At 58.6% G+C, this 26,687-nt stretch carries 26 protein-coding genes and 2 pseudogenes; 15 read left to right on the top strand and 13 right to left on the bottom strand.

The window, feature by feature from the left end:
• Positions 1-102: 102 nt before the first annotated feature.
• Positions 103-912, top strand: a pseudogene (locus NKI29_RS31525) (5-methyltetrahydropteroyltriglutamate--homocysteine S-methyltransferase); the annotation flags it as partial.
• Positions 913-1,263: 351 nt separating this feature from the next.
• On the opposite strand, the gene NKI29_RS31520 reads toward NKI29_RS31525, so the two are convergent.
• Positions 1,264-1,887, bottom strand: coding sequence for a hypothetical protein (locus NKI29_RS31520; protein WP_352798461.1), 624 nt, complete (start codon positions 1,885-1,887; stop codon positions 1,264-1,266).
• A 63-nt stretch (positions 1,888-1,950) separates the two neighbouring features.
• Between NKI29_RS31520 and NKI29_RS31515 the strand changes: the two genes are divergently transcribed.
• A complete protein-coding gene (locus NKI29_RS31515; protein WP_352724983.1) occupies positions 1,951-2,145 on the top strand; it encodes a hypothetical protein in 195 nt (64 codons plus the stop codon).
• A gap of 473 nt (positions 2,146-2,618) precedes the next feature.
• Positions 2,619-2,921 carry a hypothetical protein gene (locus tag NKI29_RS31510; protein ID WP_352798460.1) on the top strand — a complete coding sequence of 101 codons (303 nt, stop codon included), beginning with the start codon at positions 2,619-2,621 and terminating at the stop codon, positions 2,919-2,921.
• A gap of 554 nt (positions 2,922-3,475) precedes the next feature.
• Here NKI29_RS31510 and NKI29_RS31505 read toward each other — a convergent pair.
• Positions 3,476-3,652 (bottom strand): hypothetical protein, encoded by a 177-nt coding sequence (locus NKI29_RS31505; RefSeq protein ID WP_352724985.1) that lies wholly within the window; start codon positions 3,650-3,652, stop codon positions 3,476-3,478.
• Between the two features lie 169 nt (positions 3,653-3,821).
• Between NKI29_RS31505 and NKI29_RS31500 the strand changes: the two genes are divergently transcribed.
• Positions 3,822-4,151 (top strand): helix-turn-helix domain-containing protein, encoded by a 330-nt coding sequence (locus tag NKI29_RS31500; RefSeq protein WP_352798458.1) that lies wholly within the window; start codon positions 3,822-3,824, stop codon positions 4,149-4,151.
• A gap of 273 nt (positions 4,152-4,424) precedes the next feature.
• Here the strand turns inward: NKI29_RS31500 and NKI29_RS31495 are convergent, their stop codons facing one another.
• The gene (locus NKI29_RS31495; protein WP_352798457.1) at positions 4,425-5,480 is read right to left on the bottom strand and encodes a cytochrome-c peroxidase; all 1,056 of its coding nucleotides are present in this window, start codon (positions 5,478-5,480) and stop codon (positions 4,425-4,427) included.
• 815 nt (positions 5,481-6,295) lie between these two features.
• A complete protein-coding gene (locus NKI29_RS31490; protein WP_352542153.1) occupies positions 6,296-6,544 on the bottom strand; it encodes a DUF982 domain-containing protein in 249 nt (82 codons plus the stop codon).
• Between the two features lie 610 nt (positions 6,545-7,154).
• On the opposite strand from NKI29_RS31490, the gene NKI29_RS31485 reads away from it, so the two are divergent.
• Positions 7,155-7,625: a Ros/MucR family transcriptional regulator gene (locus NKI29_RS31485; protein WP_023679671.1), complete on the top strand. Its 471-nt coding sequence runs from the start codon at positions 7,155-7,157 to the stop codon at positions 7,623-7,625.
• A gap of 217 nt (positions 7,626-7,842) precedes the next feature.
• Here NKI29_RS31485 and NKI29_RS31480 read toward each other — a convergent pair whose 3' ends face one another.
• Positions 7,843-8,055, bottom strand: a complete 213-nt coding sequence (locus NKI29_RS31480) for a cold-shock protein (RefSeq protein WP_023679670.1) — start codon at positions 8,053-8,055, stop codon at positions 7,843-7,845.
• 290 nt (positions 8,056-8,345) lie between these two features.
• On the bottom strand, positions 8,346-8,642 hold the full coding sequence (locus NKI29_RS31475; protein WP_352798455.1) for a hypothetical protein: 297 nt from the start codon (positions 8,640-8,642) through the stop codon (positions 8,346-8,348).
• A gap of 1,040 nt (positions 8,643-9,682) precedes the next feature.
• On the opposite strand from NKI29_RS31475, the gene NKI29_RS31470 reads away from it, so the two are divergent.
• Both NKI29_RS31470 and NKI29_RS31465 read left to right on the top strand, forming a co-directional pair.
• Positions 9,683-11,035 (top strand): M16 family metallopeptidase, encoded by a 1,353-nt coding sequence (locus NKI29_RS31470; protein WP_352798453.1) that lies wholly within the window; start codon positions 9,683-9,685, stop codon positions 11,033-11,035.
• A 508-nt stretch (positions 11,036-11,543) separates the two neighbouring features.
• Positions 11,544-13,001 (top strand): NAD-dependent succinate-semialdehyde dehydrogenase, encoded by a 1,458-nt coding sequence (locus tag NKI29_RS31465; protein ID WP_502896748.1) that lies wholly within the window; start codon positions 11,544-11,546, stop codon positions 12,999-13,001.
• 822 nt (positions 13,002-13,823) lie between these two features.
• On the opposite strand, the gene NKI29_RS31460 is transcribed toward NKI29_RS31465, so the two are convergent.
• The 4 genes from NKI29_RS31460 to NKI29_RS31445 form a co-directional block, all read right to left on the bottom strand.
• On the bottom strand, positions 13,824-15,827 hold the full coding sequence (locus tag NKI29_RS31460) for a class I tRNA ligase family protein (RefSeq protein WP_352798449.1): 2,004 nt from the start codon (positions 15,825-15,827) through the stop codon (positions 13,824-13,826).
• A gap of 338 nt (positions 15,828-16,165) precedes the next feature.
• Entirely contained in the window at positions 16,166-16,945 is a 780-nt protein-coding gene (locus tag NKI29_RS31455; RefSeq protein WP_352798448.1) for a phytanoyl-CoA dioxygenase family protein, read from the bottom strand.
• Positions 16,946-17,451: 506 nt separating this feature from the next.
• On the bottom strand, positions 17,452-18,756 hold the full coding sequence (locus NKI29_RS31450; protein ID WP_352798465.1) for a lysine N(6)-hydroxylase/L-ornithine N(5)-oxygenase family protein: 1,305 nt from the start codon (positions 18,754-18,756) through the stop codon (positions 17,452-17,454).
• 248 nt (positions 18,757-19,004) lie between these two features.
• Entirely contained in the window at positions 19,005-19,154 is a 150-nt protein-coding gene (locus tag NKI29_RS31445) for an iron-sulfur cluster assembly accessory protein (RefSeq protein ID WP_352672529.1), read from the bottom strand.
• 1,036 nt (positions 19,155-20,190) lie between these two features.
• Between NKI29_RS31445 and NKI29_RS31440 the strand changes: the two genes are divergently transcribed.
• The 7 genes from NKI29_RS31440 to NKI29_RS31410 all read left to right on the top strand — a co-directional run bounded on the left by NKI29_RS31440 (position 20,191) and on the right by NKI29_RS31410 (position 24,907).
• Complete coding sequence (locus tag NKI29_RS31440; protein WP_352798446.1) at positions 20,191-20,373, top strand: hypothetical protein; 183 nt, start codon at positions 20,191-20,193, stop codon at positions 20,371-20,373.
• Positions 20,374-20,864: 491 nt separating this feature from the next.
• The gene (locus NKI29_RS31435) at positions 20,865-21,545 is read left to right on the top strand and encodes an OmpW/AlkL family protein (RefSeq protein WP_352798463.1); all 681 of its coding nucleotides are present in this window, start codon (positions 20,865-20,867) and stop codon (positions 21,543-21,545) included.
• A gap of 99 nt (positions 21,546-21,644) precedes the next feature.
• A complete protein-coding gene (locus tag NKI29_RS31430; RefSeq protein ID WP_352798444.1) occupies positions 21,645-21,959 on the top strand; it encodes an amino acid kinase family protein in 315 nt (104 codons plus the stop codon).
• Between the two features lie 738 nt (positions 21,960-22,697).
• Positions 22,698-23,501 (top strand): 4'-phosphopantetheinyl transferase family protein, encoded by an 804-nt coding sequence (locus NKI29_RS31425; protein WP_352798442.1) that lies wholly within the window; start codon positions 22,698-22,700, stop codon positions 23,499-23,501.
• A 236-nt stretch (positions 23,502-23,737) separates the two neighbouring features.
• The gene (locus tag NKI29_RS31420; RefSeq protein WP_352798440.1) at positions 23,738-24,010 is read left to right on the top strand and encodes a hypothetical protein; all 273 of its coding nucleotides are present in this window, start codon (positions 23,738-23,740) and stop codon (positions 24,008-24,010) included.
• Between the two features lie 236 nt (positions 24,011-24,246).
• A complete protein-coding gene (locus NKI29_RS31415) occupies positions 24,247-24,420 on the top strand; it encodes a hypothetical protein (protein WP_352798438.1) in 174 nt (57 codons plus the stop codon).
• Positions 24,374-24,907, top strand: a complete 534-nt coding sequence (locus NKI29_RS31410) for a prolyl oligopeptidase family protein (RefSeq protein WP_352798467.1) — start codon at positions 24,374-24,376, stop codon at positions 24,905-24,907. The genes NKI29_RS31415 and NKI29_RS31410 overlap by 47 nt, the downstream gene beginning before the upstream one ends.
• On the opposite strand, the pseudogene NKI29_RS31405 reads toward NKI29_RS31410, so the two are convergent.
• Both NKI29_RS31405 and NKI29_RS31400 read right to left on the bottom strand, forming a co-directional pair.
• A pseudogene (locus NKI29_RS31405) lies at positions 24,862-25,204 on the bottom strand (IS110 family transposase); the annotation flags it as partial. The gene NKI29_RS31410 and the pseudogene NKI29_RS31405 sit on opposite strands and share 46 nt — an antisense overlap.
• A gap of 301 nt (positions 25,205-25,505) precedes the next feature.
• Positions 25,506-25,751: a helix-turn-helix domain-containing protein gene (locus NKI29_RS31400; RefSeq protein ID WP_352724996.1), complete on the bottom strand. Its 246-nt coding sequence runs from the start codon at positions 25,749-25,751 to the stop codon at positions 25,506-25,508.
• Positions 25,752-25,866: 115 nt separating this feature from the next.
• Here NKI29_RS31400 and NKI29_RS31395 point away from each other — a divergent pair, with 115 nt between their 5' ends.
• Positions 25,867-26,175, top strand: coding sequence for a DNA -binding domain-containing protein (locus tag NKI29_RS31395; RefSeq protein WP_352773232.1), 309 nt, complete (start codon positions 25,867-25,869; stop codon positions 26,173-26,175).
• On the opposite strand, the gene NKI29_RS31390 is transcribed toward NKI29_RS31395, so the two are convergent.
• Positions 26,154-26,687 (bottom strand): DUF2285 domain-containing protein (locus NKI29_RS31390; RefSeq protein ID WP_352798436.1); only part of this gene is annotated, 534 nt, incomplete at its 5' end. The genes NKI29_RS31395 and NKI29_RS31390 overlap by 22 nt on opposite strands.

The following is a 26,687-nucleotide window of genomic DNA, read 5'->3' as shown; positions in this document are numbered from 1 at the left end:
CGCGCCGCCGGTCTCCCGGAGCGCGCTCCGGAAGACCGGCGGCAGCGCTATACTGGGGAAGATTCAAACGGCACTTCTGGGGAGTATTGAGCCGGCATCGACAACGACATGGTGCAGCATTTCGGCGAGCAGCTGTCCGGCTTCGCCTTCACCCAGCATGCCTGGGTGCAGAGCTATGGGTCGCGTTACGTGCGCCCCCCCATCATCTTCGGCGACGTATCGAGGCCCAAGCCGATGACGCTGCGCTGGTGGCAATTCGCCCAGTCGCTTACGGAAAACCCTGTGAAGGGAATGCTCACAGGCCCGGTGACCATTCTCAACTGGTCTTTTGTTCGCGACGACGTACCCCGCTCCGAAGCATGCCGCCAGATCGCGCTCGCCATCCGCGACGAGGTGACGGATCTCGAACGGTCCGGCGCAAGGATGATCCAGATCGATGAGGCCGCGTTTCGCGAAGGATTGCCACTGCGCCAGTCTGACTGGAAAGACTATCTCGACTGGGCTGTCGAATGCTTCCGGATCGCTTCAACGGGTGTAAAGGACGCGACTCAAATCCATACCCACATGTGCTACTCGGAGTTCAACGAGATCATCGACGCGATCGCTGAAATGGATGCGGATGTCATTTCGATTGAGACGTCGCGCTCGAAAATGGAGCTGCTGGACGCTTTCACGAGCTCCAAATATCCGAACGAAATCGGTCCCGGAGTCTATGACATTCACTCACCACGCGTCCCGGAAGTCGGCGAGATTTCGGATCTCGTCATGCTTGCCCGCGAGCGACTGTCGGATGCCCAACTGTGGGTAAACCCGGACTGTGGCCTCAAAACACGCAAATGGGAGGAGGTCCACCCTGCCCTCATGAACATGGTTGCTGCAGCACGCGCGCTCCGGGAGAAAGTGCAGGCCTGAGGCTTCCTGCTTCCTCATCATGTGGTGAGTTACCGGTTGCCGCATGTCGGCCGTAAAAGTGCAAAACGCGATCACATCCCTTGAAATAAGTCGCTCGAGCGAAAGTGTGCAATTTCCTTCGGCACGTGTCCTAATCGCGCAGGAATATGAATGTGGACAATACGACATGGATTACTCAGTCTAGCTCTGGACTCCTTGGAAAGGCTGGACTCCTTGAGCCACAAGGGGTTCAGACTTCCAAGGGAACTCAACTGGCGGTATTGCTTAAGCAGCGCGCAGCCCCTGCCGCGATCTGCGCAATCAGATTCCACGTCGACTAAATGGTAGAATATTTTTTAGAAAAGCGCCTCGCTATGATTGAGGCAGGCGCTTCTGTTTTGCATGAACCTGAGGGGGAGGCACCCACAGAGCGTCAGGCAAGAGCAGTTTCTTTGGGGTTTTCAGAGGTCCAGAAATTGTGTTGTCTTCAATGACACAACAAAGAAGCCAAAGGTTGGTATCGAGCAGCCATATTTCATGCGCAACTCGTCTGAGAGTGGTCAAATCGCTCTTGAAGGCCAATGGATCGATTGCGTCAGCTTTCTTGCTCCTGCGCGCTAGGATGTATTCTCCGTCAAATTTGCCAACCATCCAAGCATGAGCAACCGTGTTTCGATTTTGCCGGTTGATGTCATATGCATCTAACGCATTGAGGATCAGTGCAGTACCGTCCGTGTGGAATGAGCGGCTTGCCAAAATCGCTTTGATGCGGGTGCAGATGGCGACATCGCCGAGATCGTAAACGAGTGCCCACGCTTCTTTGTCTGCAATGCCGGAGACCTTGCAAAACAGTAAAAAAAGCCAGAATTCACACTGATTCCATCGAAGCGTTATGACGCCAATGGCGTGCAATCGCTCGGGCGACAGTGGAGAGTTCTCGGCAATCCAAGGATCTGAGTTCATGTCAGCTAAATGACCAGTTTGAATCCGGCGCAATTATGTGTTTCGACATCGGCGCGAACTCCGATATGCCTACCGGGAACCATAGGAGGAAGTGCAGTGTTTTTCCATGACGATGCCGAGATTGAGGAAGTGGTCAAAACAACCGTGGACGTGCTCAAAGGAGCGGCTCGTCAAATCGGGAAGGCTGATCGGGGTATCAGTACAGAGCAAATTGCGCGAATAGAGGAAGCCTTCCAACAATTACACAGCACGCTCGACTTCAAGAAAAAATTAACGCCAATCGAGCCTTAGAGATTGGTACCGCCAGCTCCCACGAAATGACGGCACCAAGAAGGGTCATCAACAAGCGCCTCCTTCTCTCACGAGTAATTAACATTGTCAATATACGCCCGGCTCAAGTTAGAAACGCTGAGACCTAAGCCCGATCTATACAGCGGATTCTGCGAGGGTAACTACTTGTATCTTTCTGCGCTCATTCTGAGAGGTGGTGACACTCTGTTTTCCGGCTGCGTATTGCCCGGTCCGATAGACGAGCACTGCCAGCGTTTAGTATAGCTTTTTTAAGCACCTTTTTAGCAATCTCGGCTGACCTTTCTGATCTTAAACTATCGGTAAGGCCAATTTCATATCCCGGCTTCTGCAATGGGCAGTAAGACTTGGGGTGTTGAATATGAGAACTATTAATCTATTGGCCGTTGGGTCAGTATGCGCCGTCGCCGGTTGTCAAACGGCCACCTACACGCAGTACATGCCGGGACCGGCCGTTGGAATATGCGCAAGCCAAGTGCAATATTCTCGCACCAAGCGTCGATCAAGGATTTATCGCAATGGGCTCGCCGAGCTATGTTGCTGGCGCAGCTTTAGGCAATGCCCTAGATAATGCCATTGCTGAACAGCGATTCATCAAGAACTGCATGATATTGCAGGGTCGGCGACAGGATGCCCCCGGTGCAAAGAAGTCTTCAACGTCGCTGGCATCAACGCAACTACCGCACCAACGAACAGCAAAAAAGCGGCCAACCGCGCAAGAGCTTGGCATCCCGGGGCAAGTCGTGGCGGGACAGTGAATACACAGGGATGCGGGACGGCCTCACCTTGTTAGTCGCGCCGAGGCAACGCTATTCGACAAGGGCTGCGACGTTAACGCTCTAACGGACAACCGCGTCGATCCCTATCAGAATGCGAGGCCATGGACTGGATTCAGGTGGTACGGAGCGTGGGTAGTCAGGTGGTCCGGAGTCATTCAAAAGCCAATTGATTTTATTTTTATATCAATTCGCTTTGATATCGGCTCCTTCGGAAAATACAGGCCCCGCCGCTTCGTACACGCGTCGTTTCTTAAAGTACATTGCTTGTCGCGTTCGCTCAGGTGGCGATAATATATTGTGCTGCGCGTCTGTCCGCTTCCCCAGTCGATTAGCGCAGACTACGGCCGAGGTGGCAGGATTCGGGTGGTGCCAGCGTCCCGCCAATTCGGAAATCGGTTAGGCCTTGACCCTCGCCAGCACCCGACTTAGCTTCTATAAGCAACTTGCGTAGGGATCTGGTGTGCAGCCCGATGACATCGAACTCATCCTGTACGCGGATATTTCGGAGGACCCATGCCTCCTCTTTGACGTGATCACGCCCGATGGCGTGCTTCAGCTCTTGGGAAACGTGGAGATAGCCAGTAACCAATCTTGTCGTCCGTGACCTGCATATTGGGGGCGATGCCGAGGTCCAGTGAGGATGGTCCAAATTGCGCAAGCTCGGTCGAGTGATCGCGGAGAAGCTTAATGTCGACTACATCGAAATTCATGGAGCGGTTCGGACAACGGGTGCGAACCCGGGACGTCGTTCCGGTGTCGTCAGGCTCTCCCGTCCGACTGAGCCTCAGTTGTCTTCACGGCGCGAATACTCCTGAGGCCGCCCGGATTCTCGTTAAGAGACAGCTGCCGCTCAGGACGGCCCACGCGATACTCACGGAGATGGTCGATCACGGCAAAGCGTTCGTGACGGTTCCTTGCGTCGACGACCTATTGGCACTGAAGAATGAACTGTCGTCCGCAGGCGTGATCGCGAAGGTTCATGCGCCGCGGCCGATAAGTGTTCGCGAAGTCCGGGATCGCACGAAGCTCTCTCAGGAGGCATTCTCGGTGAGGTATGGCCTCGATCTGGCAACGCTTCGAAACTGGGAGCAAGGTCGCTCGAAACCGGATGTAGCGGCGAATACTCTCCTTTGGACCATCGCCCGGAATCCGGAAGCAGTCGAAGAATCGCTGGACATGGAGGACGGAGTGGCTACCCCATCGCCCTAAGGGGGGGCCGGTCACTCCGGCGCGCGGCTATTCGGCCGCCATGGCCGGCCGCCGCGCGGTATCGACAGCGCGCGAGCCTCATGCGTCAGACACCTTCCTTGGCATGTCGCACGCCAGATCCCAAACATGATTCCATCGCAACGAGCTGGTGACGGAAGCAGTGTCTGCACTTTGGAAACGAGCCATTTGCGTTCTCATGGACGTCGCGATCGTCTCGTCCCAGTAAAAGTCGCAATCACTGTCAATTGCGATGTTCCGCAGTCAGCTGGCCGTTTATTTTCCTAAGATCTGCATTATAGGCCGGGGTGTTGTCGCCGTTTCGGCGGGTAAGATGGGATAGGCGACCTCGGGTGCCTTTCCGGTCAGCGAGTTGAGGAAGGCAACAAGCAGGTCGACTTCTTCGTCCGCCAGTACCACGCCAAGCTGGGTGGTTCCCATGATGGCAACGGCCTGTTTCAGATCCCAAACCTTGCCCGAATGAAAGTATGGCGCGGTGAGTGCAACGTTGCGCAGCGGCGCCACGCGGAAAACATAGGAATCGTCGGCAGTATTAGTGACCGCAAATCGGCCCTTGTCTTTTTCCGGCAGGACCTCGGCGCTGGGCTGTTCCACGAGGCCGAATGGGTAATAGGCTTCCCCACCAACGTTGATACCGCCATGGCAGGACGAGCAGCCTTTGTCCATGAAAAGCGCCAGGCCCTGTTTCTGTTCGGAAGTCATGGCAAGCTCATCACCATTCAGGAAGCTGTCGAAGGGGGCCGGCGTGACCAGTGTCGCCTCGAAGGCTTCGATTGCCTTGGCGAGGTTGTCGAAGGTGACCCGATCGGCTTCAGCCGGAAAAGCTGCATCGAACCACTCGACATATTGCGGCATGGACTTGAGCGTGGCGATGACTTGGCCCGGTGTATTGGCCATTTCGATCCCGGCTTGGACCGGTCCCTTCGCCTGAGCCTTCAGGTCTTCGGCACGACCATCCCAGAACTGGGCGATGTTGAAGACAGCGTTCAGTACAGTCGGCGCGTTGCGCGGTCCCTTCTGCCAACCATGGCCGATCGAGGTTTCGTGATTGTCGTCGCCGCCGGTGGCCAGGTTGTGGCACGAGTTGCACGACAAGACGCCTGACGCAGAGACGCGTGGATCGAAGAACAGTGCCTTGCCGAGAGCGATCTTTTCCGGGGTGATCGGGTTGTTGGCGACTGCCGGCGTGGTGGATGGCAAAGCCCTGAAGGTGGCCAGTGCCGTTTCTCTGAGGTCTGTGGGCATCGAATCCGCAGCAAAAGCGGTGGCTGCGAGCAAAGGGACAGCCATCGTACTGAATAGGATTTTCATAAATGATCTCCCTGCGTCGTCCACGCAGCCACTCTGGGATACGCAGCCCATGAACGCCCTGCGCTAGATCAGCTGCGGGAGAGGACCGGGGTCTGACACCTGTTTTCGCGGCAGAGCTGGGACCCTCTTGGAAGTGATCCCTCTTCTCGATTGGACTTCAGGGAGGAGGAGGAGGAGGATCCCTGCTCGGCAACCTTCGGCGCCGGAGCCGTGCTCCGGTTCTCTGCGCCTTCTACCAAGAAGAAATCGGGTCCGCCGCCGTGTCAGATTTCGGTTGGGGGCCGGTTATCTGTTCCGCTGCAGGTCCTGCTCGATTTCCGGGCCTTCGCCAGATCGACGTTGGCCCAAACGATCCGCGATCGCGTCTTGTAGCACCCTTTGCGGGACAATCTTATTTTCGACTGTGGAGGGCCGTTTGGGGTGAGCGAAATTAAACGAATTTCAAAGGGCGCCCAAGTAGCTGTTTTGATTAGCTTGTGAGGCCTATAGCCTCCATCGAGCGAATATTGGCAGACGATGGAGCACAATTTTGGCTTCGTTATCATCTTGCTTCAATGGGACAACTGCTTTGCAATAACTACACGGCAATTTACCAGCATGAATTTGAGAGAACCAAGTCCCACGCAGTGATTTTCACATCGGAAGCGTTGCAGTCCTGTCGCGAAAAGCTGATCTAAAATACAACAAGATAATTAACATCGCCGTAGGGCGCAAAATATTGTTTGTTCTCTATAGTACGCTCCAGATGCCGGCGAAATCTGGATACAATAACCTCGTCGGCGTACCCGCTCCAGCCTCACACACGACTGCGACGCCTATACTTGCGCTTTTCCACTGTCCGACATGCAGGCAGCGAGCCATTGCATCGCGGAGGTTGCATCTTCCAATATGACGACCTGTTTCGCAAAGCGGAAAAAACTCTTGCGCGCTGCGCTCGCAGGTTTTCGTCCGTTGTATGCATCAAAGCACGCCCTGAGGGCGGCTTCGTGGATCCGGTCTCTGCGATCTTCTGGCCATTCGTTGAGAAAATCGATAGCATCCGCAGGACGGGCAATCTCTTGCACGATGTGCGCTGCACGCCTTACGAAAGTGGGCTGCTGAAGTTCCTGAGCTCATTCGTTCCTCCGACCTGCTGAACCGCTAGTTTGCGTGAACAGGCGCCTCCTCTACACCCGCCCACCATTGCGGAATGTGTTGTCACAGCGATAGCGGTTCAATAGCAAAGCAGCGGCGTGACGTCCTCGGTTTACCAGCGGGCCAATCCCTAACATCCTGCTGCGAGAGCGGCTCACCGGATGAATCTACATCGTTTCGACCATTGCGAATCAACGCTTGATAGTTCCTCCACGCGCCACCAGGAAGCGGCCACTGCTCTGCCACCGACTTCACAGCCAAAGAGAGGATGGCGAACAGAAACAGCCCGCTTCGTTTCGAGATTACTGGTCGTCTGGCGCAAAGCTTACGGCCGAGACGCGCCTGAAAATGCGCAAGCACCGCGGCAGGTCGCCAACAACGGAACGCATCAACGGTCATGACGGCGCGATACCGCGCTATAGATCTCGCTGCTGGACGAGCATCGCAATAATCCTGTCGAGACCTTGGTTGCTTTCAGCGGCGACCGCCACTATGAAGCGACGCTTCGCCGACTGTGTTTCACGCCGCCTGGAGAGTTTCATGACAGAAGAAGCCGAAAAAAACATCGACACCCTCATCGAGCTCACGGCCGATGTCGTCTCAGCCTATGTCTCCAACAATCCGATCCCGGTGGGGGATCTCCCTGCCCTCATCGGCCAAGTGCACGCGGCTCTGAAAGGGACGGCGGAAGGTGTCTCTGCAAAAGAGCCGGTTGCCCTTACGCCTGCAGTCCCGATCAGGAAGTCGGTGACACCGGACTACATCATCTCCCTTGAAGACGGGAAGAAATTCAAATCGCTAAAGCGCCATCTGTCGACCCACTATGGGCTGACGCCGGATGGATATCGGGCCAAATGGGGCCTGCCGGCGGATTATCCCATGGTCGCGCCGAACTACGCCGCTGCGCGCTCGTCATTGGCCAAGACGATGGGGCTCGGCCGCAAACCGAAAGCGCCGGAAGCGCCGGAGCCGGCGCCGACGAAGCGAACCCGCAAGAAGGTCGCGGCTTGATTTCGGCAATCGAGATTCGTTCTGGAGCGTTGCAGCCATCGGCTTAATCTGCGCGTCATACAAAAAGGCGGGGCCAACCCCGCCTTCCTTTTGTTTCATGAGGAATTCGCGAGGCCTGCAGCGATCTGCTGCCCTCAGTTTTTGCTCGCTCCTATCGAGCGGCCATGAGGACCTCCGGACCTACGCGCCCACTCTTGCCAAGACGCAGGAGAAAATTTCAACCAGCTTTGCTGAGGCTGCCAGCGGAGGATTTGCCAGTGCGGCGGTCCTGCTCGATCTCATAGTTGATCTTCTGGCCGTCAGCGAGGGTCGAGAGGCCCGCGCGTTCGACAGCGGAAATGTGGACGAAAACATCCGGACCGCCATTGTCGGGCTGGATAAATCCAAACCCCTTGGTGCTGTTGAACCACTTTACCGTTCCAGTCGGCATATACGTGTTCCTTCTTAACAATTGCAACGTGGGCAGGCCATTAGGCCTGCCCGACTCATAGCCGAGACTTGGGCGCAGCAAAAAGCGAAATTTTGTTAAGCCCCGATCAGCTGGCGCACTCCATTCTGGCCGTAGTCGCCAGCAAGCACTGTCCTACACTACCGCTCGAGCATGGCCGGAAGCGCCCGATCCTTCCAACGCTCCTCAGCCCCACGTCTACGGCTGGTGCTTGGAGGCACGGGACGTAAGGCCGACCGCTGCTCGTGCCGCCAGGTCAAAGGCCGGGTAGTTCACGGAGCTACCTTCGTGCATAACGGCTTGGCAAGCGCTTGAAGGAGTTTCGAATTGGGTTGTTTCAAGAGGGTCGAGGGGTTAATCGATGCCACCAGCGTGGAAGCGATCGATAACGCGCGCGTTTTGCTGGACCAGTTCAAGGGCAGGTCAGAAACAGTCGCCCAAGCGATCGACGACTTCCTACTTGATTTCATGACCTTGCTGTTTGTGGTAGAAGCTACCCGCGAGCGGTTCCACAATCCGGCGAGGCGGTTGGCGCGTATCAGATTGAGCAGGATCAGGCTGTTACTCACCCGATGCTCTTGACCTAAGGGACCACGCCGCCAGCGATGCGTTTGCAGCCGCAAAGAAGGCAAAATCTGTTCGCCGGCAAACCGAGCATAGCCAGGCGGTATTTACGCAGATGAATTCGATCGCGACCGCCAAATTCTTCTGTTTGGTACTCAGCGACGACGGCAAGCGCGGACAGCTTCCGTGCTGCTGTCCTCCAGCGACAAACGTGCCTGCATGCCCCCATCCACGGCGAGCTCGACGGTTGTTTCTTACGTTTGACCAAGGTCCCGCGCAAACACTCCCCTTTCCCGCAGCAACTCATCAGGCTCAACGGCCTCGCGGCAGGCGCATTACGCCAGAAGCGCGCAACCGCATCGTTTTTTCCCGCCCGAGGCCTACGATCTTCGTTTTCCAGCGCCTCGCGGATATCGCCCAACTCGCCGATCTTTGATCAGATCCGTCTTCGCGCGCGAGCAGGCCCCGCGCTCGAGTTCGCCACGCTGCTCACGCCTCTGCCGTTCAGCATCGACCCGGTCTGGCTGTCGAGAACAGGGTTCCGCTGGGGCGACCAACATCTCCATTGTCACCGTCAGTGCAGCGGCCATTCGAAGCGCATCCTATACCCCTCCCCCGGCAGCGCGCCCAATCGTCTTCCGAACGAAGAAGATATCCTCAGCCGCGCGCGCGTCGCGTTCGGCCCTGTCCGATGTCCGACAATGTCGGATGCGCAGCATGGCAGAGCCTGATTTGTCCACATGCCTCGAACGGTTTCTGATCTGGCACGGTGCATGCTTGGTCATCCGCAAGGCGTCGCGGACCAAGGAGAATCCGTCCCATGATCACCTCACCAAGAAATACCGCCGCAGGTCTCCTGAGTGCATCCAAAGATGAGGCTCGAGTAAGGCCTGGCACCCTGAAGAGCTTATTCATCTGCCTCGGCGCTGCTCGCCGATCCTCCCACGGGGGGAGACGGGGACGCAGCCCCTTCATCAAAATGAGGAACAAATCACTTTGCCTCGAACCTTGCCTTTCGACCAGCCACCACAACCGGAGCCATCGATTGTCCGCCTGGCTGCGCAACGCGTTCATTGCCACCGCGCTGGCCCTGGTGACGACCGCTCCGGCTCTGGCCGCCACCGCCGGCGGCAAGGTGACGGATTTCCTGCTCGACAACGGCATGGAAGTGGTCGTCATCCCCGATCACCGCGCGCCGATCGTCACTCATATGGTCTGGTACAAGATCGGCAGCGCCGACGAGCCACCGGGCAAATCAGGCCTTGCCCATATCCTCAAGCATCTGATGTTCAAGGCAACGACCAACCACGCCGCCGGCGAGTTCGACCGAGCCGTCTCAGCCATCGGCGGCTACAACAACGGCTTCACCGCCTATGACTACACCACCTTCGTCGAGACGGTGGCGCCCTCGGCGTTGGGTGAGATGATGGGCTTCGAGGCCGATCGCATGTTCAACCTCATCCTCAACGACGATGATATCAAGACCGAGCGCGACGTGATCCTGGAGGAGCGCCGTTGGCGCAGAGAGACGAACCCGCAGGCTCTGCTGGACGAGGAGGTCAACGCGACGTTGCGGCAGAACCAGCCCTACCGCATTCCGGTCATCGGCTGGATGCAGGAGATGGAGAAGCTGAAAACCGACGCATTCACTATCTACAACAAATACTACCGACCGAACAACGCCGTGCTGGTGGTGGCCGGCGACGTAGAGCCGGAGACGGTGAAGGCGCTGGCCGAGAAGACCTATGGCAAGGTTGTGCGCGGGCCGGACCTGCCCCCGCGCAACCGCCCGGTCGAGCCGGAGCAGAACACCAGGCGCACAGTGACGCTGACCGATGCGCGCGTTTCCGTGCCGAGCTTTTCCACTCAATGGGTGGTGCCGTCCTATCATACGGCAGAGCCCGGCGAGGCCGAGGCGCTCGACCTGCTGGCCGAGATCCTCGGCGGCGGTAACCGCAGCCGGCTATATCAGGAGCTTGTCGTCAAGCAAGGCATAGCCTCGGCGGCCGGCGCCTCCTTCCAGGGCACCATGCTAGACGACACCAATTTCACCATCTCCGGCTCGCCGCGCGGCGATGCAAAGCTCGTCGATCTCGAAGCGGCGGCCGTTGCCGAAGTCGCCCGGATCGCCAAGGATGGCGTCACCAGCGACGAGCTGGACAAGGCCAAAGACCGCTATATCCGCTCGGTGATTTTTGCGCACGACGAGCTGGACCACATCGCCAACATTTATGGCAGGACGCTCACCACCGGTGGCAACGTGAAGGACGTGCTCGAGAGGCCGGACCGCGTCCGCAAGGTCACCACCGACGAGGTCAAGGCGGTCGCCGCGCGTTATCTGGTGCTCGACCATTCGACCACAGGCTATCTTTTGCCGCAGCAACAGGCGGGGAATTGATCATGAGCTCCATCCCCATGCAAATGCGCCGGCCGGTCTTCCCTCGGCGCGCCTTCGCCCCCCTGTTCCTCTCCATCCTCTTTCTCATCTTGCGGGCGCTCGCCCGGTAAACGGGATCTGTTTAAAGCCGCGAGGAGCGGTTTTCGCGGGCCTTGCCAGGCATTTGCCGGTTCAGGCGTCATTATTGGGGTGCGCTCCTCCTCAGGCCAGCCTCTCTTCGAGTGGATAGAGTCGCCGATTCGTGGTCCGCAGATTGTAGGCGCAGGCCACCAGCATCCACTCCGCGCCGCTGGCGAAGCCGATGTCCGTTGTTCAATCGTTCGAGTAGTAGAACCGCGAGGCATCTTCTAGCGTATTCAGGTATTCTCCCTTCCAGTCGGGTACCGTGGTCTACCAGCTGTCTGGCCGAGGCCCTATAAGGAACCCGGACGTCGCGGAGTATACACCGCACCTGCTATATATACCTGCTGCGTTGAGGAGGAATCCGGTATTGCCCCTGTGCCTGCCGATGATCCGTCACCTGAGATCCCCCGACCTGTTTGGACCCATTGATCGCCTGCCGGCACTTGGCACGCGGATCAGCGAGCGGACATTCGAGGTCCTCAACCCGTCGACTGGCGAAGTGCTGGCAGAACTACCCGACATGGGTGTCGAGGAGACATGCGCTGCGATCGACAAGGCCTATGTCGCTCAGCCTGGATGGGCAGGGTTGACCGCACGTGAGCGCAGCGACGTTCTATGGCGATGGCATCAGTTGATCATCGACCACGCCGACGATCTCGCCGCGATTCTCACCGCGGAGATGGGCAAGCCGCTTGCCGAAGCCAAGTCGGAGATATCGCATGCTGCGGCGTATCTGCAATGGTACGCCGAGGAGGCCAATCGCGTCTATGGCGAGACGATCTCCGCACCATCGATGGACCGCCGAATGCTGGTAATCAAGCAGCCCATCGGAGTTGTTGGCACGATAACGCCATGGAATTTCCCGGCCTCGATGGTGGCGCGCAAAATCTCGCCAGCCTTGGCGGCGGGCTGCACGATCGTCCTCAAGCCCGCTGAACAGACGCCGCTCGTGGCGGGAGCAATTTTCGCCCTCGCCCATCAGGCTGGCTTTCCCGAAGGCGTCGTCAACCTGATCTATGCGTCCGAAGGTGACGCGGTCGGCCGCGAACTTTGTACCAATCCCAAGGTCCGCAAGATCAGCTTCACCGGGTCGACTGAGATCGGGCGCCTTCTCATGCGCCAGTGCTCGGACCAGATCAAAAAAGTCAGCCTTGAGCTCGGCGGCAATGCACCTTTCATCGTCTTCGATGATGCCGATGTCGATGCCGCGGTTGACGGTGCGATCCAGGCGAAGTTCCGCAATGCCGGCCAGACCTGCGTTTCGGCGAACCGCCTTTACGTCCAGTCGGGCGTTCACGACGAGTTCGTCGAGAAATTCGTGCAACGGGCTCGCCAACTTCAAGTTAGTGACGGTTTCGCTCCCGGAGTGGACATCGGACCGCTCATCGACAAGCACGCTTTGGCCAAGATCGAATCCCATATTGCCGATGCCGTCGCCAAAGGCGGCGCAATTCGATGCGGGGGCAAACGCATCGGCACGAATGGCACGTTTTTCCAACCGACAGTCCTGACCGGTGTCTCCAGCGAGATGACCGTCGCGCAAGAAGAGACATTCGGGCCGCTGGCACCGATTATTCGCTTCAAAGATGCGGATCAGGTCGTGCGTGAGGCCAACGACACGATCTACGGCCTCGCGGCCTACTTTTATGCCTCCAACCTGAAGCGTGTCTGGCGTGTGGCCGAGGCCTTGGAATATGGAATGGTCGGGGTAAATACCGGCCGGATGTCTTCAGAAGCGGCGCCGTTCGGTGGGATAAAACAGTCCGGCATCGGGCGGGAGGGATCCCGCCATGGCCTCGAGGACTACCTCGAAATGAAATATCTCTGCATGGGCGGCATCTGAATTTTCGGCTTGCAGGGTTCACAGCCGGGTAACCTAGCGAGCGATCTCCAAATTATAGGATCGCTCTTCGATTGGGAACTGAGGGGCGGCTCCGTACCCGAGCAAACACGCAATCCTGAAGGAGCACCCTGGCTGGACTTATCTCTCGACGAGACAAGCGTCTGCATTGTCGGCGAAGACGGCGTGCATGTGACGGAGGATACGCTTGCGAGGGATTTGGCGGCCCTCGCCGACTATCTTCAGGCGACGGGCTGTCTTTGCGCGGGTCTGGTTGGAAGCTTGTGCACCATCGCGATCGTGAACGCTGGTTGTGCGCAATATCCGGTTTGTGGGGCAGAATTTTGAACCTGCTACCTTCCGATTGTCAGTAGCTCAGTTGTTGTTCGGCCGACTGCCGCGCCAGTACAGGCTCGGACAGAATGGAAGATACCATCAGGCAGGCATTTGCATTCGACATTTCCGGTGATCGGCGCACGATCCAGGGCGCGCCAGGTTGACCAAGCGCCTCGAACCGCATGACAGTCTTGACCGGCTGGAGGACGGAAATCCCGCGATGCCGAAGAGGTTGGTCAGCGCAGTCGAGCCCACACGGCATTTGCGGCACGAAACAGCAAGGGCTGGGAAGCGATCGGCCGAGCGGTCCTCGAAGGCGCGGGCCAGGGTGTCGACGATGCGTTGGTTCAGGTCCGCCAATCTGGTCTCTACCGTCTGATACCGGCTTCGGTCGCCAGTGACAGCGAGTAAAGATATTTGGCATCATCGGCTTTGATTACCGCGCAGATCTGGTCGAGATTGGGATAGCTCACTGGTGCACCTTTGGGCTCATAGTGCTTCCTCCTCATCGAGATGAGCATTGCCGGATTTGGCGTAGAACACCAACACGGGTCCGAGATCAAAGCGCGTCCCGGGCGCAAGGCGCTGGACGGACCGGGGCCATGTTTCGGTTGAGACGCCATCGATGCCTCGCGCCAGCGTTCTGGCGAATCGGGGCATCAGCGGAGCGAGTGTCGGTGCCAGGATCGCAGCGGCCGTCGTCTGAAGGGCTAGCGAAGTCCGATTGCGGGCGGGATAGAAACGTCGCGCCGCCGCATAGTCTCGCGCCCGACGGTAGATCACGCAATCGCGCACGAAATCGCAGACCTGAGCGGCCGCGCGCCGGACCGAGAAGCCTTCGTCCGAATAGGCGCGCTCCATCGCCGCGCGATAGATCTCTATCCGAGCAAAGAAGGCGCGGTCGACCGGGCTCCAGTCGCCTGCATCGGGTACACGGCCGGCAAAATCCTGCTTGATTTCCTGGTTCAACGCATCGAGCCAGTTCAGCCAGATCCCTTGGAACACCTCGTTCTCGGTGCGGCGCAGCGCGTCCAGCGTGAAATCCGTCCGCTCACCTTCCGGGCGTGTCAGGCCCAAATGGAGGCGCACGACGTCGACTGTCTTTGGGCTCAGAACCTCCTTGCCCCAGACCGCATGGCGGCAGCTGGTTGAGAACTTGTTGCCGTCGAGCAGGTAGAACTCGTTGACGTGATAGTGGATGCGTGGCGTCCAGTGGGAGAAGACCTCGGCGTAAAGAGCGGGGTAGAGTAGCGCGTGGTAGAACGAATTGTCGAAGCCGAAGAAATGGACAATCTGCCAGTCGTTGCCGGGCATCTCCGCCTTCCAGTCGCGACCCAGCAAGCGGCCGAGCGCCTGGATGTTATAAAGAAAACCGAAGGCCATTTCCGGCCAGACCCAGATCACTTGCCCCGGGAACCCTTCGGCCGGCAGGCCCCAGTCCGAGGGGTGGGTAATGGGCACTGAAAAGTTGCCGCGTCGGCGTAGGCGCGCGAAGAGATCCAAGATCCGTAGCGGGACGCCCGACGCCCTTAGATGCCGGTCGATATTGTCGTAGCATCGGTCCAAGGCAAGTTCCGGGCGGCGGACGGAGCCGACCAGCGGCGCCTCGGCAGACTGCCGTGACCGGGCTGCACCCAAGTCGTGGCAAAGGTTTGGGCCGCCGCATTCCTCGCAGATGTTGCCACCAGCGGAGCCGCCGCAATCGGGGCAGAGGCCGCTAACATCCGGTTCGTAAAGGTAATGGCCTGTCACGGCATCGAAAAGCGCAGGGCTCTGGCGCAGATCTACCGCCGTCCTGCTCAGAAGACTACGGAAACACGCGGCTTGAAATTCGCAATAAGCGGCATCACCCATCGTGTGTAGGAAGCTGTGGATCTCGCAGTCAAAAAGTGCAAGCGTGGCGCGAATCTCGTCCGCGTAGTGGCGCGCTACCTCTGCGGGCGTCGATTGATCGGCGTCGGCACGAGTGGCGACGTAACTCTGGTAATCGTCGCTTCCTGTCAGGTGGTAGGCCTCGACCCCTTTCATGCGCAGGAAACGCGTATAGACATCAGCGCCAAAATAAGGGCCAGAAAGATGCCCTAAATGCAGATCGCCATTAGGCGTCGGCGGCGTGGAGAAGACGAAGATCGGCCCGCGTGGAGCCGTGGTCTTTGCAGCGGCATCAAGGGCGGCCTCGCCGTCTCGCCAGTAGACATCGACGAAATCTAGGTCTTCGTTTCCGTCGTTGCGCAGCACATGCGCTTCAAAAGGGTGGAACAGAACGACATCGCCCGTCTCGACCGAGATTTCCCCAAGGTCGGTCCTGACCTTGCCCGATCCTGACAGGATCACGAAGGCCTCGATTTCGTCGTGCCGATGGGGCTCGGATGTAACGCCCGGTGCCACCCTACCGAACGAAAACCCCGTGCGAGCGCTGCCCGTTCCAAGCGTGGCCGTGTCGATACCGAACGCCCGCGACAGCTCCGTTCGAGAAAACGTGTATTTGCGCATGACAACGAACCTAAGCTGTTGAAGCAGTGGGACCTTCGGCTGCCAACGCAACAGCCTCTTGTGCAAGTTGCGCAGAGAAGCGGCAGCCCAACCCGTTGGCGGCCCCGGCCAGAATAATGCGGCTCTGGGCCGCCAGGCGGGCGACGAGGGGGGCGCCAGTCGGGCTGTAGGCGTCATAGAAGACCGCCCTGCGACCACCTCCACAATCCACGTGCCGAAGCGTCGTAACGGGCTGCGGTCGATGCTCCGCGAGCCCGCAAATCAGAACGCCATACTCTCCGCGCATTTTTGAGCGGTCGATCAGTTTCGTGTGCATGCCTCCGCCTGGCTGCGTGAGCTCAATCGCGATAGAAAATGCCATTTGGGGGCTTGAGTTTGTCGAGATCGGCCACTTTGCCCTCGGGCGGGTTAAGGGCGCGCTTAAGCACGTTATATTCAGCGCGGGTCGGTCCACCGGTTGAAGCACGCTGGAACACCAAGTAGAGTGTCCGCCGCGAACGATCGCTTTTGTTCGGTCGTGAGTAGTGCGGTGCGTAATCGTCGAAGATGAAGATGTCGCCAGCCTTCCATACTACGGGTTCCCAGGAGAACATTTCGGCGACTTGAGGATCGATCACCCCACCGGCATCCATGGGAAACACCCCCTTCTTGTGGTTGCCGGGGCTGAAGAAAAGCCCACCGTTTTCCGGGTCGGAGTCGTCGATGCCTATGGCAACCACCGCATGGACCATCCGGTCGGGGAGTTTGTGTGGAATGTGATAAATGTCCTGATGCGGGAGATAGCCGCCGCTGTCGGGGTAGTGGAAAATCAGCAACTCCTTGAGCCTGCGCGAATCTTCGCCAAGCAAATCCTCGACCGCTGACTTTATGCGCTGATCTTCTAAGAGCAAACGACACAATGGATCATGGAAGTCGAGAAAATTCTCGATCTTGGAGATGATCTTTCGATTGTCCGTCGTCTTCTCGAACCACATGAGCCATTTATCATCGCTGACATCCCAGCGTGACATATCTTCGACAAAAATAGAGATATCTTCCTGAGCCGCTGGAGCGAAGAACCTTTCGAGCCTGACGTATCCGTCTTTCTGCCACTTTTCTCTTTGTGCATCAGTCAACATGCGAAAAGCCTCCTGTTGGAAGGGCTGGTTGGTCGGACATCCCAATTAGGGCAGTCGGGCGCTGGTCAAGTTGCGGGTCCACGGAGACGGACTCACGTCATGTGGGACGGCGATGCTAAGTGCGTTCCGCTCCGGCGGATGTTGTCCGCAGAAGCTCGGCGCGAGACTGCCTATATCAGCCTCAGCCGGGTCCAGGGGTTCCGTAAACTGGGCCGGATCAATCGCTTCACCCGGTCCAGCCACGACACGCATCGCTAAAGGCCGGCACCACCCGCTGACCGCCGGCCCAGCCATGGCCGCCAAGACCACGGCGCTCTTTCGAGTGAGCGACCTGGTACGGTCTTGACAACCGTAGGGGAAATGCACGCCCCCAGAATAATGCGATGCGCCGCTTGGTCCAAGGGCTTGTTCGGTCACGATGATTTCGGAGAAGCCTCCGGCCTTCGCCGCAGCGGAGGCGGACATCATTCCTAGGATGCCACCGCCGATGATCAAAAGTCTACGAGTCATATCCCGCTGCCCATTTCTTCGGCTGCGGGGGCGGGCCAGCTCTCGATCGAGGTATGGCTGATGAAGCCAGGATGCTCGGGGTTCGCGCATGGCGCGCGCCCAAGAAGGCTATCGAGGATGCGGCGCGCGCGCCAGGCCAGCAGGCTTAGGTTCGGATCGGCCAGGCCGCGCTGCCCGAGGCTCGCGTTTTGTACGAAGATGCGTCTGTCACGCGGTCCCTCCCAGCTCACCGAAAAATCCTCGCGAATAGCTAATTCATTGTCGATCTGCTCCAGCCGGTGCGCGATGGGTTCCAAGAAGTCTGGCACCGCGTTCTCGTAACCGGTGGCCAGGATGACGATGTCAGCCGTGACTTCTTCGCCCTCGACCATGCCGTGCTGCAGGGTCAGCCTGTGACCCGCGCCGGCGTTGATGCAGTGCGAGACGGTGCAGCCCGGCCGCAGTGTGATGTCGGATCGGTTTGGCTCGAAAAATGCGTGGCGGTACAGCGCCTGATAGATCGCGCGCAACGTGCTTTCCGAAATGCCGTCCGAGGCAAGCACGAAATGCCGCAGGAGCAGCTTACGCTGCGACTCGCTCATCGCCGCGAAACGATCCGAAAAGCAGGGCATGAACAACTCGTTTGTGAACGGGCTGTTGTCCAGAGGCAGATAGTTTTCGCGCTGCGAGACCCAAGTGATCGAGGCAGGCCGCCGTTCTTTCGGCAGGCCGACAAGATGCAACATCACCTCGGCTCCCGACTGGCCTCCGCCGACCACGCAGACATGCTTTCTCCGCACCTCAGGATGGATGTGCAGTAAAACCGATGAGTGGAACAGGTTGCGTCCAGTCCAGCCCTGAAACTGAGGCGGAATTTGCGCCTGCTTGCCAATGCTGACCACGACGTCTCTGGCGCCGAGAACCGCCTTATCCGTCCGGACCCGAAACTCGCCGTCAAAGCGGATTTCGCGCACCGTCTCGCCGCCACGCACAAGTGGGTTCCTATGGAACACCCAGTTCAGGTATTGCTCGAACTCAACTCTGAGCACGGCTTCGAACTGTGCGTTCAGGAAGTGATACAGACGCCCGTTCTCGTGCAGGAAGTTTACGAAAGTGTAGGCTGATCGGGGATTCACTAGCGTGACCAGATCCTTGAAGTGGCTGACCTGGAGCTCCGAGGAATCGAAAGCGATGCCTGGATGCCAGCGGAAGTCGACTTGCCGATCCAGGAACACTGCCCCTTGCCCAACTTGCTCGTGTATCTGACACGCAAGGCTCAAATTGGACGGCCCAGCACCGACCCCAACGCAAGATAACTCCACTTGCTTTCCTCCTATAGAGTCTTCCCACCAGGCGGGTTGTTCGCGGCGAATATCGGCCACAGCGATTGGGCTCCCCTCGCGAGCGTTTTCGAGCCCCGGTGCCGAAGATTTGCGAGAATTTGTCCAGCGCGTTCGGGTAGTCGAATGTAGACCCGAGCATTCCAGCGCGGTGACAATCGACGGGTCACGCCGGCGACGTGGGGCAACGACGTATGTCCTTTCCGCCCGTCTGGATGCCAGCGTCGCCGTCACGCGAGGAGCTTTCCAGGCCCATTAAGGTGTTTGAAGCCGGCGCAATCGCCCGCCTCGACCATGACGCGCCGGCCTTTCGGTGGCTTGATGGCAGGAGAGAGCGCGGTTTTCACTGCGGCGACGGCATTTTCGGTGCGCATGATCATGGACGACGTCTCGCTGATGCGTTCGCAGAGTCCCATGCACGGGCCGTGCCAGAGAAGGAAATTTTAGGTAAACAATGGGTTGGCGGATTTACGATCCTGTCGGAAACCCGACATTGAGGGGACGCCTACCGGCGGCGCCCGATTTGCACGTCGGTATCGCCTTTTTCCGAATAGCTAATCGGGCACCTCCTGCACCAGAATACTTCTCTTATGGAGACCAGCACAGTCTTCATGAACGGACAGTGCAGAACCCTGTGTCTCTGCCGGACAGATCGCGATGTGCCTTCGCCCATCGAGGTCGGCAGTTGCACGAGCTGCCGATTGGGCACTGGCTCGATCCCGACATCCTCGGAGGCCGCGATCATGAAGAGTGACGCAATCTCATGTCCGCCCAGACACGTCAGGGGGAAGCAATTCTCTACGTTGGTGTCGGATCGATGCTCTTGATGAGATGGTTGCGAATTGGCGCATGCCCAGACCTGAGCGCATCAATGATTGCGCGATCTGGGACCTTCACCAACTGGATTGTCGAATCTCCGTAAAGATTGGCGGAAGGGAATTGCATTATGACCACTCTGCCGGTTCCAAAAGCACGTGCGCCATTCGGTCCCTGCGACTCAATCCAGGCGGAGGGATGAGGCCGCAAAGCAGTCTTTTGCGCGCCGGCCGGTGGGTCAGGATGGAGCCATCGTAAACGCAGTTATTCGATGATCGCCGCCGCGGAGTCCTCAGGTTGTGCCGCGCCCGACACCGGCGACGTAGTGGTCGTCGATCGCCCCGTCGCCGATGTCGGTCGGAAGCTCGGCTAGTTTCGCGGTGAGGTCACTGCTTATTCCGCAGTGCCCACCGAGCTCGCACAGGAGGTTCTATCAGGCGGTCACGGCTGCACTCGTTGTCGGGTCTCCGACAAAGTCGGACATGAGACACACCGCAATCAGAGCCATATCATTGTTGTGAAATGATTTTCTCGTTTGGCACGACACGTGCAAGGCTATCCGCAAACGCGCTGCGGCAAGGACTGAGGAGAAATCATGCCATGATCAAGCTCGCCGAACATGCGGTCGCAGCCGCGAAAACTCGGCCTTTCCGAGCCGACAGGACGTCGCGGCTGTTTTCAAGTCGACATCATTCTTCACGTTATCCGGACATGACCATATTCGATTTCCGCCCAACGCTGAATGTCCCAGACGATGATCCCTATCTTTGGCTCGAAGATTAGAAGGAGAACGCACACTTGCCTGGGCCGCCAGCCAGCCGGCTAGGACCCTGGGGCACTTCGGTGGAACACAGTTCGATCGCGACCGCGAAGCCCTGACAGCGATCTCGACCGTCCCTGACAAGGTTCCCGTGATCAGCGCCGCGGTCAGTGCCTCGACAACTTCTGGCAAGATGCCGGAATTCCGCGCGCACTGCGGCGCCGGGACCACCCTTGCCGCTATCCGCCGATCCTGCTCTCCACCACGAAGCGGGCGTGCGTTCACCCGGGCCACGCGCGTAAGACGGCCGCAAAGCTGCAGGCCTTTGGTTATCCCGCCTACTTCTAAGTGAGTACAGGTCGGTGATTGCGAGCACGGCGCAAATGATGCGTGCGCGGTCCCACGCAAACTGCGCATGAGCGCCGCGGCAATCCCAAGCAATTCGAGCAGGACTTTTCGTAGTTCAGTCCACATTTCTGAAGAGCAAGGAGAAAGTATCATGGCCAGAAACCAAATGCGCGCCGCGCGGGGAGTAACAGCGGCCGTTGTCCTCATCGTGATGGGACAGCAGGCCGTCGCGGCGGACCTTGCGCAAGCGGCGAGCGTCCCGCAGGCAGGAGCCTCGGTCACGGAAGCGCCAAGCCCTTGGCAGATCCGCCTGCGTGCGTTGGGGGTCGTCACTCAGGATTCGGGCTACGTCAATGCAGTGCCCGGCTCCGATCTTTCTTATTCAAACACGGTGACGCCGGAACTCGATATCTCCTATTTCTTCACGGACAACATCGCCACGGAGCTCATACTCGGCACCACCTACGCCAACATCGACGGCCAAGGAACGATCGGCGGGCTTGGTAAGATCGGCAAGGTTTGGCTGCTGCCGCCTACGCTCACATTGCAGTATCATTTTACCGATCTCGGCGCTTTCAAGCCCTATGTCGGCGCCGGCGTGAACTACACGATATTCTATAACCAGGATGCCGGCAGCGCCGATGCTCTCAAGGTTAAGAACACGTTCGGCACCGCGCTGCAGGTCGGATTCGACTACATGGTGGATCAGCATTGGGGCGTCAACTTCGATGTGAAGAAGCTTTTCCTCAAGCCAGACTTCGACGTCACGGTCGACGGCGCGAAGCTGACGGGGAAGGCTGCGCTCGATCCGTGGTTGATAGGCGCAGGCGTCACCTACCGTTTCTGATACCAAGGCGACGCGGCTTGCTGACAGCCGATCTGAAATCAAGGGCGCCTCGTGCGCCCTTATACCCCTCCAAGGCCGTGACGCTCAGGACAGGTGAGATTGGAGAGACGTGTCTTCACTTCCAGTGCAGCAACACTCAGCGGCAGCACCAACAAGCTCGATCCGATTGGTTTCGGCTCGCCGGTTGATAGTGAAGATTGGCTCAGCACTGATCGGCGATCCAGAAACCGGAGAATACGCGGTTCTTGGCTTGAAACACTAATAGAGGATGTCGTCCGATTTTTCGCACGAGGGCAGCAGGTGATCATCGTCACGTCTGGTGCTGTCGCGGTTGGCTCAAGTCACTTCAACCATCTGGACAAATCTCTGCGAGTTGAGGAGAAACAAATGGCCGCCGCTATCGGTCAGGTTTAACTCATGCGTGCCTACGAACAAAGTTTAAAACGCCATAGCTTTGGTGTTGGGCAAATACTATTGACCCGCGAAGATATAGATGATCAGCATCGCCGCCTCAATGCGGTTTCAACCCTCAACGACTTCTCAAAGTTGGAGCCGTACCCATTATCAACGAGAACGACACGACCGCAACGGCGGCCGCACGCACTCGGACATGTCGGCGCCGGGCCAAATCCAGATGCATGGAAGGTTGATTGTGTCGCGACTTTCTCACCGCCCCCTTACGAGCAAGATTGACTGCCGGCAGCGCCCGATCCAAGTATCTGCGGCTGCGGGTGGCGCGCATGTTTCAGGGGCTTCGGTTCAAAGTCGTCGTCGCACATCAACGGTCGGCCCACACCTTGAAATCGAGTCATTCCTCGGATGCAAGTCGACCAGTTCGCGGTGAGTTGAGTTTTCCGCGGCGCGCACCGAGTTCGCACGGGAGCCGACAGGCGGTCACGGTAGACTCGGTGTCGGATCTTCGGCGATGTCGGATAATACATGCTATCGGAATGACCGCACTGTTCTCAAAGGATTTTCCTGGTTGGCACGAAACATGCTCGGGCTGTCCCCAAACGCTGCGGCACAGAATGAGGAGAAATCATCCATGATCACGCTCGCCGAACATGCGATCGCCACCGCGAAAACTGAGCTTTCCCGAGCCGAAGGAGAACCTTGCGTTTGTCTACGGCGATGGGGTCTAGGCAGGGCCCTGTGGCGGTGAGCGCGGCCTCCAGCATGCGCGCCTCAGCCGTCAGGCACCTTATTGCTCTTTCTGCTCGTTCGCTTGGATTTCTTAAAGACGTGACCTTGCACGACACGGGATACGTCGATGCGGTTCTTGTGCATGCCCGGTTCGATTTCGAGTGCTACACGGAAGATCTGTTTCATAAGCTCGCCCTGGCCTTCCCTCCCAGCTTGTGCACGGCACTACCGTTACGCCGTGCCGAATTTCTGGCCGGTCGCGCGATGGCGGACGCGGCGTTGCAGGCGCTGGGCCAACTTACTACTGAGATTCCCATCGGTCCCGACCGCGCCCCAGTCTGGCCAAAAGGCTCAGTTGGTTCAATCACCCATGCGCGGGGGCATTGCGCCTGTTTCGCCAAAGGCGATCCAGGCTGGCAAGCCGGTGTAGACATCGAGGCAATAGCCAGCGGCCACGCGCTGGAATCGATCCTGAGCATGACGGCTAACCAGCGTGAACGTGCCTTGATTGCACGACAGACGGCGCTCCCTCCAGATCGGCTGGCAACGCTGCTCTTTTCGGCAAAGGAGACACTTTTCAAAGGACTCTACCCGGTGGTGCGGCGCTTTTTTGGGTTCGACTGTGCTGAACTACGGACGCCCCCTGCGAACGGATGCTTGCGGCTGCACCTAACACAAACCCTTTGCAGGGAATTACCTGCGGGCGAATCCTATGACGTCCGCTTTAATACCACCGCCGACTGGGTGTTGACTTGGCTAGCCGTGCATCGGTTACGGAGGCAAGCCTGTACCCGAGCCGCATGTAAAATATAGCGGTCTGCCCTTTCACAGCCGGTTCCGTCCGGCGGATCCTCGTCGCGCGCTCGTGAGGCGTCAGCTTTTGCAAACTATGCGCGGCGTCAGCGCCTTGCGCTGCTCAGACACACACTCCACTTGCTCGAACATTTCCTTGCCCGGGCGGACGAGGCTGTCGCGACCGGCCTCGGCTCGAAACGCCCACATCCTGGTATCGGTCACCGTCCCTCGGCCGAAAAGATGAAGCTGAACTGATGACGGTCGCTGGTCGTGCCATCCTCCGGATCATAGAGTTCGCCCGGCTATCGAATGCCAGCGCGCTGGATATAGCGCAGATGAGCGCGCGCCGACTGAAGTCCCGTTCCATCCAGCTTGACGACACGGGATTTGATGACGAGGCGCTGCTGGAAGGCGGCGAAGCGGTCACGCGACGCAAGCTCGCTGCAGACGCCGGCAGCGCGCCCGATCCCGGTGCCATGGAAGGTTCCCTTGCCGCGACTTTCCCAACCACGAGCAAGATTGGCTGACGGCAGCGATCGAGGTATTTCCGGCGCGGGTGACGCGCATTTTTGCGGGGCTTCGGTTCAAAGTCTTCGTCGCGCATCAACGGCCGGCCCCCACAACTCGAACTCGAGTCATTCCTCGAGTTGGCGCTCGACTGGTCCGCAGAAATCGGCGCCATATAATCCAGTGGTTGTGCGCCATCTGGCGCCTTGGCGGCCCTACAGTTGCTCTCATTGTCAGATCATCGACGATGTCGGACATGAGACCCAGCGCTCTGATCGGTTGTTCTGAAACGATTTCCCGGTTGGTGCCCCACCCTGCAGACGCGCTGATCGGCATCTCGCTTTCCTCCTTCATGGCCGGCGAGCGTAGTTTTGCCATCCTCTTTGAACCAGGCGACAGGCGCTCCCTGCAGGTCATTCTTCTGGAATAACGGGAAGCTCATTTTCTCCTACCTCGTTAACCTCGATCCGCGTTTCGAGATGTTCACCCCCGACCGCCAGGAATGGACGCGCCGAGCGCTGGACACCGTGCCCACCGAAGCGACTGTTCACCTCGGGTCGCTCGATGCGGAACGTCACGAGACCAATGGAGAGGTCCTCATTTCGGCTCAGGACCCAATCACGCCGCGGAAGCTTCTCCTACTAGACCTCAATGCCGCGCCGCCTCTTGGCGCTCCAGTAATCCTGAAGCGCAACCCGGAGAATTTCGACGCATCCGGGCTGGTGGTGACGTGCCACGAGGCAGTCTCGACCGATGGTGAGATGATCCCCTATACGCAGGTCGGTCCAGCGAACGGGAACGGGGATGCCCCGGTTCACCTCACCGCCTACGGCGGGTACGGCAAGTCGGTCCTGCCCCACTGGGGCCGACACCGGGAGTGGCGCCAGGCGCTGTCTGCACTCCTTGGCCCGATGTAAAGCTATCAATCTGGCGTCGACATCTTTCAGATGTGTTAGCACTGCGCATATTTCTCGAGCATAAGCGCGAACAGCTCCCGCCGCCAATCCGGCAGCGTCCCATCTGCAAAGATACGCGCGAGCAGCGGTTCGATCTGCACATTCTATGGCGGCGATCAGCCCATATTCTGTCGGATAGTTGCGGATCGCATTGGCGAGTGGCGTGCGATTGCGGATCAGCCTGTCGGGCAGGTCAACCAGCAGCAATGCCGGCTGGTTGTCGTCTATCTTGACCGGTATGAAGCGGCGCATGGTCGGTATTCTACGCCCTCGCATGCGCGATCGGGTGCGCCGTCATCTTGATTGAAAAAGACCCGGTCTCTGCGAAAGCCTCAGGCCTGTTTGTCGGGCCGACCGAGTTCCATGTGGCTCACACCGAGGGCTTGTGCCAACTCGTAATATGTATTCCTCACCGGAGGTCTCAATTGGCCCGCGGGCGGCTGCGTGGAACCAATTTATCGGAGATAGGACAGTGGCGCTACACTCTGAACCGAATGCGCCGATCGCGGACGAGGCCCCTGTTGAGGGCTTTTGTTGAGCAGTCCAAGCGCAACGCCATCTACAGGTCACGAGAGCGGCGCATTTGTGCCAGAAGCTCGCAAGGGTCGATATCGAGAGCCTCGGTAACGTCGAGAAACTCAATTACGTCCAGCCGACGTTCACCACCCTCGTACTTGGCCACGAAGGATTGTGGGCGGCCCAGCATATCAGCAACCTGGGTCTGGGTGACCCCTTTGGTTTTGCGCGCCGCAATCAGCCGTTTTAGCAGCCGGCGCTGGCGAGTTGATCGAAGGGATTTCGGCATCAGACGAACCGGCCAAGAAGCAACCGGCTCACCGACTAATCCCAGTTTCGGATTATCCCATTTTAGGATATTGTGCCGTGCGCGGGCGCTGAATAGGTCTTAGGCGAGACATGAAATGGTAGACAGATTGTTCCAACCTGCTGTTGCCGACGAGGTCCCATGGGCGGAGAGCCTGACCGCTTACGACGATGAACACTTCACGACCTATTTGAAGCTCATAGACGCATGCGCCGACAATGCGAGCGAAGAAGAGATGGCCCAGGCGATATTGGGCATCGATCCAGTGCAAGAGCCAGCGCGCGCCCAAAGGGCGGTTCGCAGCCATCTCGCGCGCGCCCACTGGCTGGTGGTAGCGGGGTACAAAGAGCTGTTCTCTGGCCAAAGGCCTGATGGTGACAGTCGTTATAGAAGAAAACGCTTATAACCACCGTTCATGAGCCAGCGCCCACGTCTGACTGCACGGCGGACGCTGTCGCGAAGATGGTCACCGGGGTCGGCCCAGTCCTGCTTGACGCGGGCTCTGCCGAAGAGGGCAAGGCCGATTTCGCGGTGTGGTGCGCCAGCGATGGAGCCGTCGAGCGCACGCAAGACGCGGCGCAACCGCGAGCAACGGGGCTCGGTCGGAAAGAATCTTGGTTGCAGCCTGCCGGTCGAACGGAGGCTGTTCAGACATTCCAGCGCGTTCAGGCGTTGCTTCAGTTCCTCTGGCGACCAGAGGACGGAGGATGTCAATCGCACAGCATCGAGGATGCTGACGCCTGAAGCAGCCAACTGGAAGCTCCTGCCATTGTCCTCGACAAGGACGTGCTGATGCCCATCCCGCGTGACAAGTATGGAGATGCGGCAGGGATGCGTGGCGAGATCGAGCACGTTGAACCCGCGCGGCCGCGCCGCTATTTCGGCAGTAACCGGTAAAACATGCGGACATTGCCAGGG

The organism is Mesorhizobium sp. M0678 (assembly GCF_040320505.1).
In the GTDB taxonomy this organism is placed as follows: Bacteria; Pseudomonadota; Alphaproteobacteria; order Rhizobiales; family Rhizobiaceae; genus Mesorhizobium.
Note: the sequence above shows the minus strand (reverse complement) of the source record. Positions and strands in the feature narration are given on the sequence as shown.

Bases quoted from the DNA above. Each gene is read 5' to 3' on its own strand.
- NKI29_RS31505 (WP_352724985.1), bottom strand. From the start codon at position 3,652: ATGAATTTCGATGTAGTCGACATTAAGCTTCTCCGCGATCACTCGACC.
- NKI29_RS31500 (WP_352798458.1), top strand. From the start codon at position 3,822: ATGGTCGATCACGGCAAAGCGTTCGTGACGGTTCCTTGCGTCGACGAC.
- NKI29_RS31495 (WP_352798457.1), bottom strand. From the start codon at position 5,480: ATGAAAATCCTATTCAGTACGATGGCTGTCCCTTTGCTCGCAGCCACC.
- NKI29_RS31485 (WP_023679671.1), top strand. From the start codon at position 7,155: ATGACAGAAGAAGCCGAAAAAAACATCGACACCCTCATCGAGCTCACG.
- NKI29_RS31480 (WP_023679670.1), bottom strand. From the start codon at position 8,055: ATGCCGACTGGAACGGTAAAGTGGTTCAACAGCACCAAGGGGTTTGGA.
- NKI29_RS31465 (WP_502896748.1), top strand. From the start codon at position 11,544: ATGATCCGTCACCTGAGATCCCCCGACCTGTTTGGACCCATTGATCGC.
- NKI29_RS31460 (WP_352798449.1), bottom strand. From the start codon at position 15,827: ATGCGCAAATACACGTTTTCTCGAACGGAGCTGTCGCGGGCGTTCGGT.
- NKI29_RS31455 (WP_352798448.1), bottom strand. From the start codon at position 16,945: ATGTTGACTGATGCACAAAGAGAAAAGTGGCAGAAAGACGGATACGTC.
- NKI29_RS31445 (WP_352672529.1), bottom strand. From the start codon at position 19,154: ATGATCATGCGCACCGAAAATGCCGTCGCCGCAGTGAAAACCGCGCTC.
- NKI29_RS31440 (WP_352798446.1), top strand. From the start codon at position 20,191: ATGATCAAGCTCGCCGAACATGCGGTCGCAGCCGCGAAAACTCGGCCT.
- NKI29_RS31435 (WP_352798463.1), top strand. From the start codon at position 20,865: ATGCGCGCCGCGCGGGGAGTAACAGCGGCCGTTGTCCTCATCGTGATG.
- NKI29_RS31420 (WP_352798440.1), top strand. From the start codon at position 23,738: ATGACGGTCGCTGGTCGTGCCATCCTCCGGATCATAGAGTTCGCCCGG.
- NKI29_RS31415 (WP_352798438.1), top strand. From the start codon at position 24,247: ATGAGACCCAGCGCTCTGATCGGTTGTTCTGAAACGATTTCCCGGTTG.
- NKI29_RS31400 (WP_352724996.1), bottom strand. From the start codon at position 25,751: ATGCCGAAATCCCTTCGATCAACTCGCCAGCGCCGGCTGCTAAAACGG.
- NKI29_RS31395 (WP_352773232.1), top strand. From the start codon at position 25,867: ATGGTAGACAGATTGTTCCAACCTGCTGTTGCCGACGAGGTCCCATGG.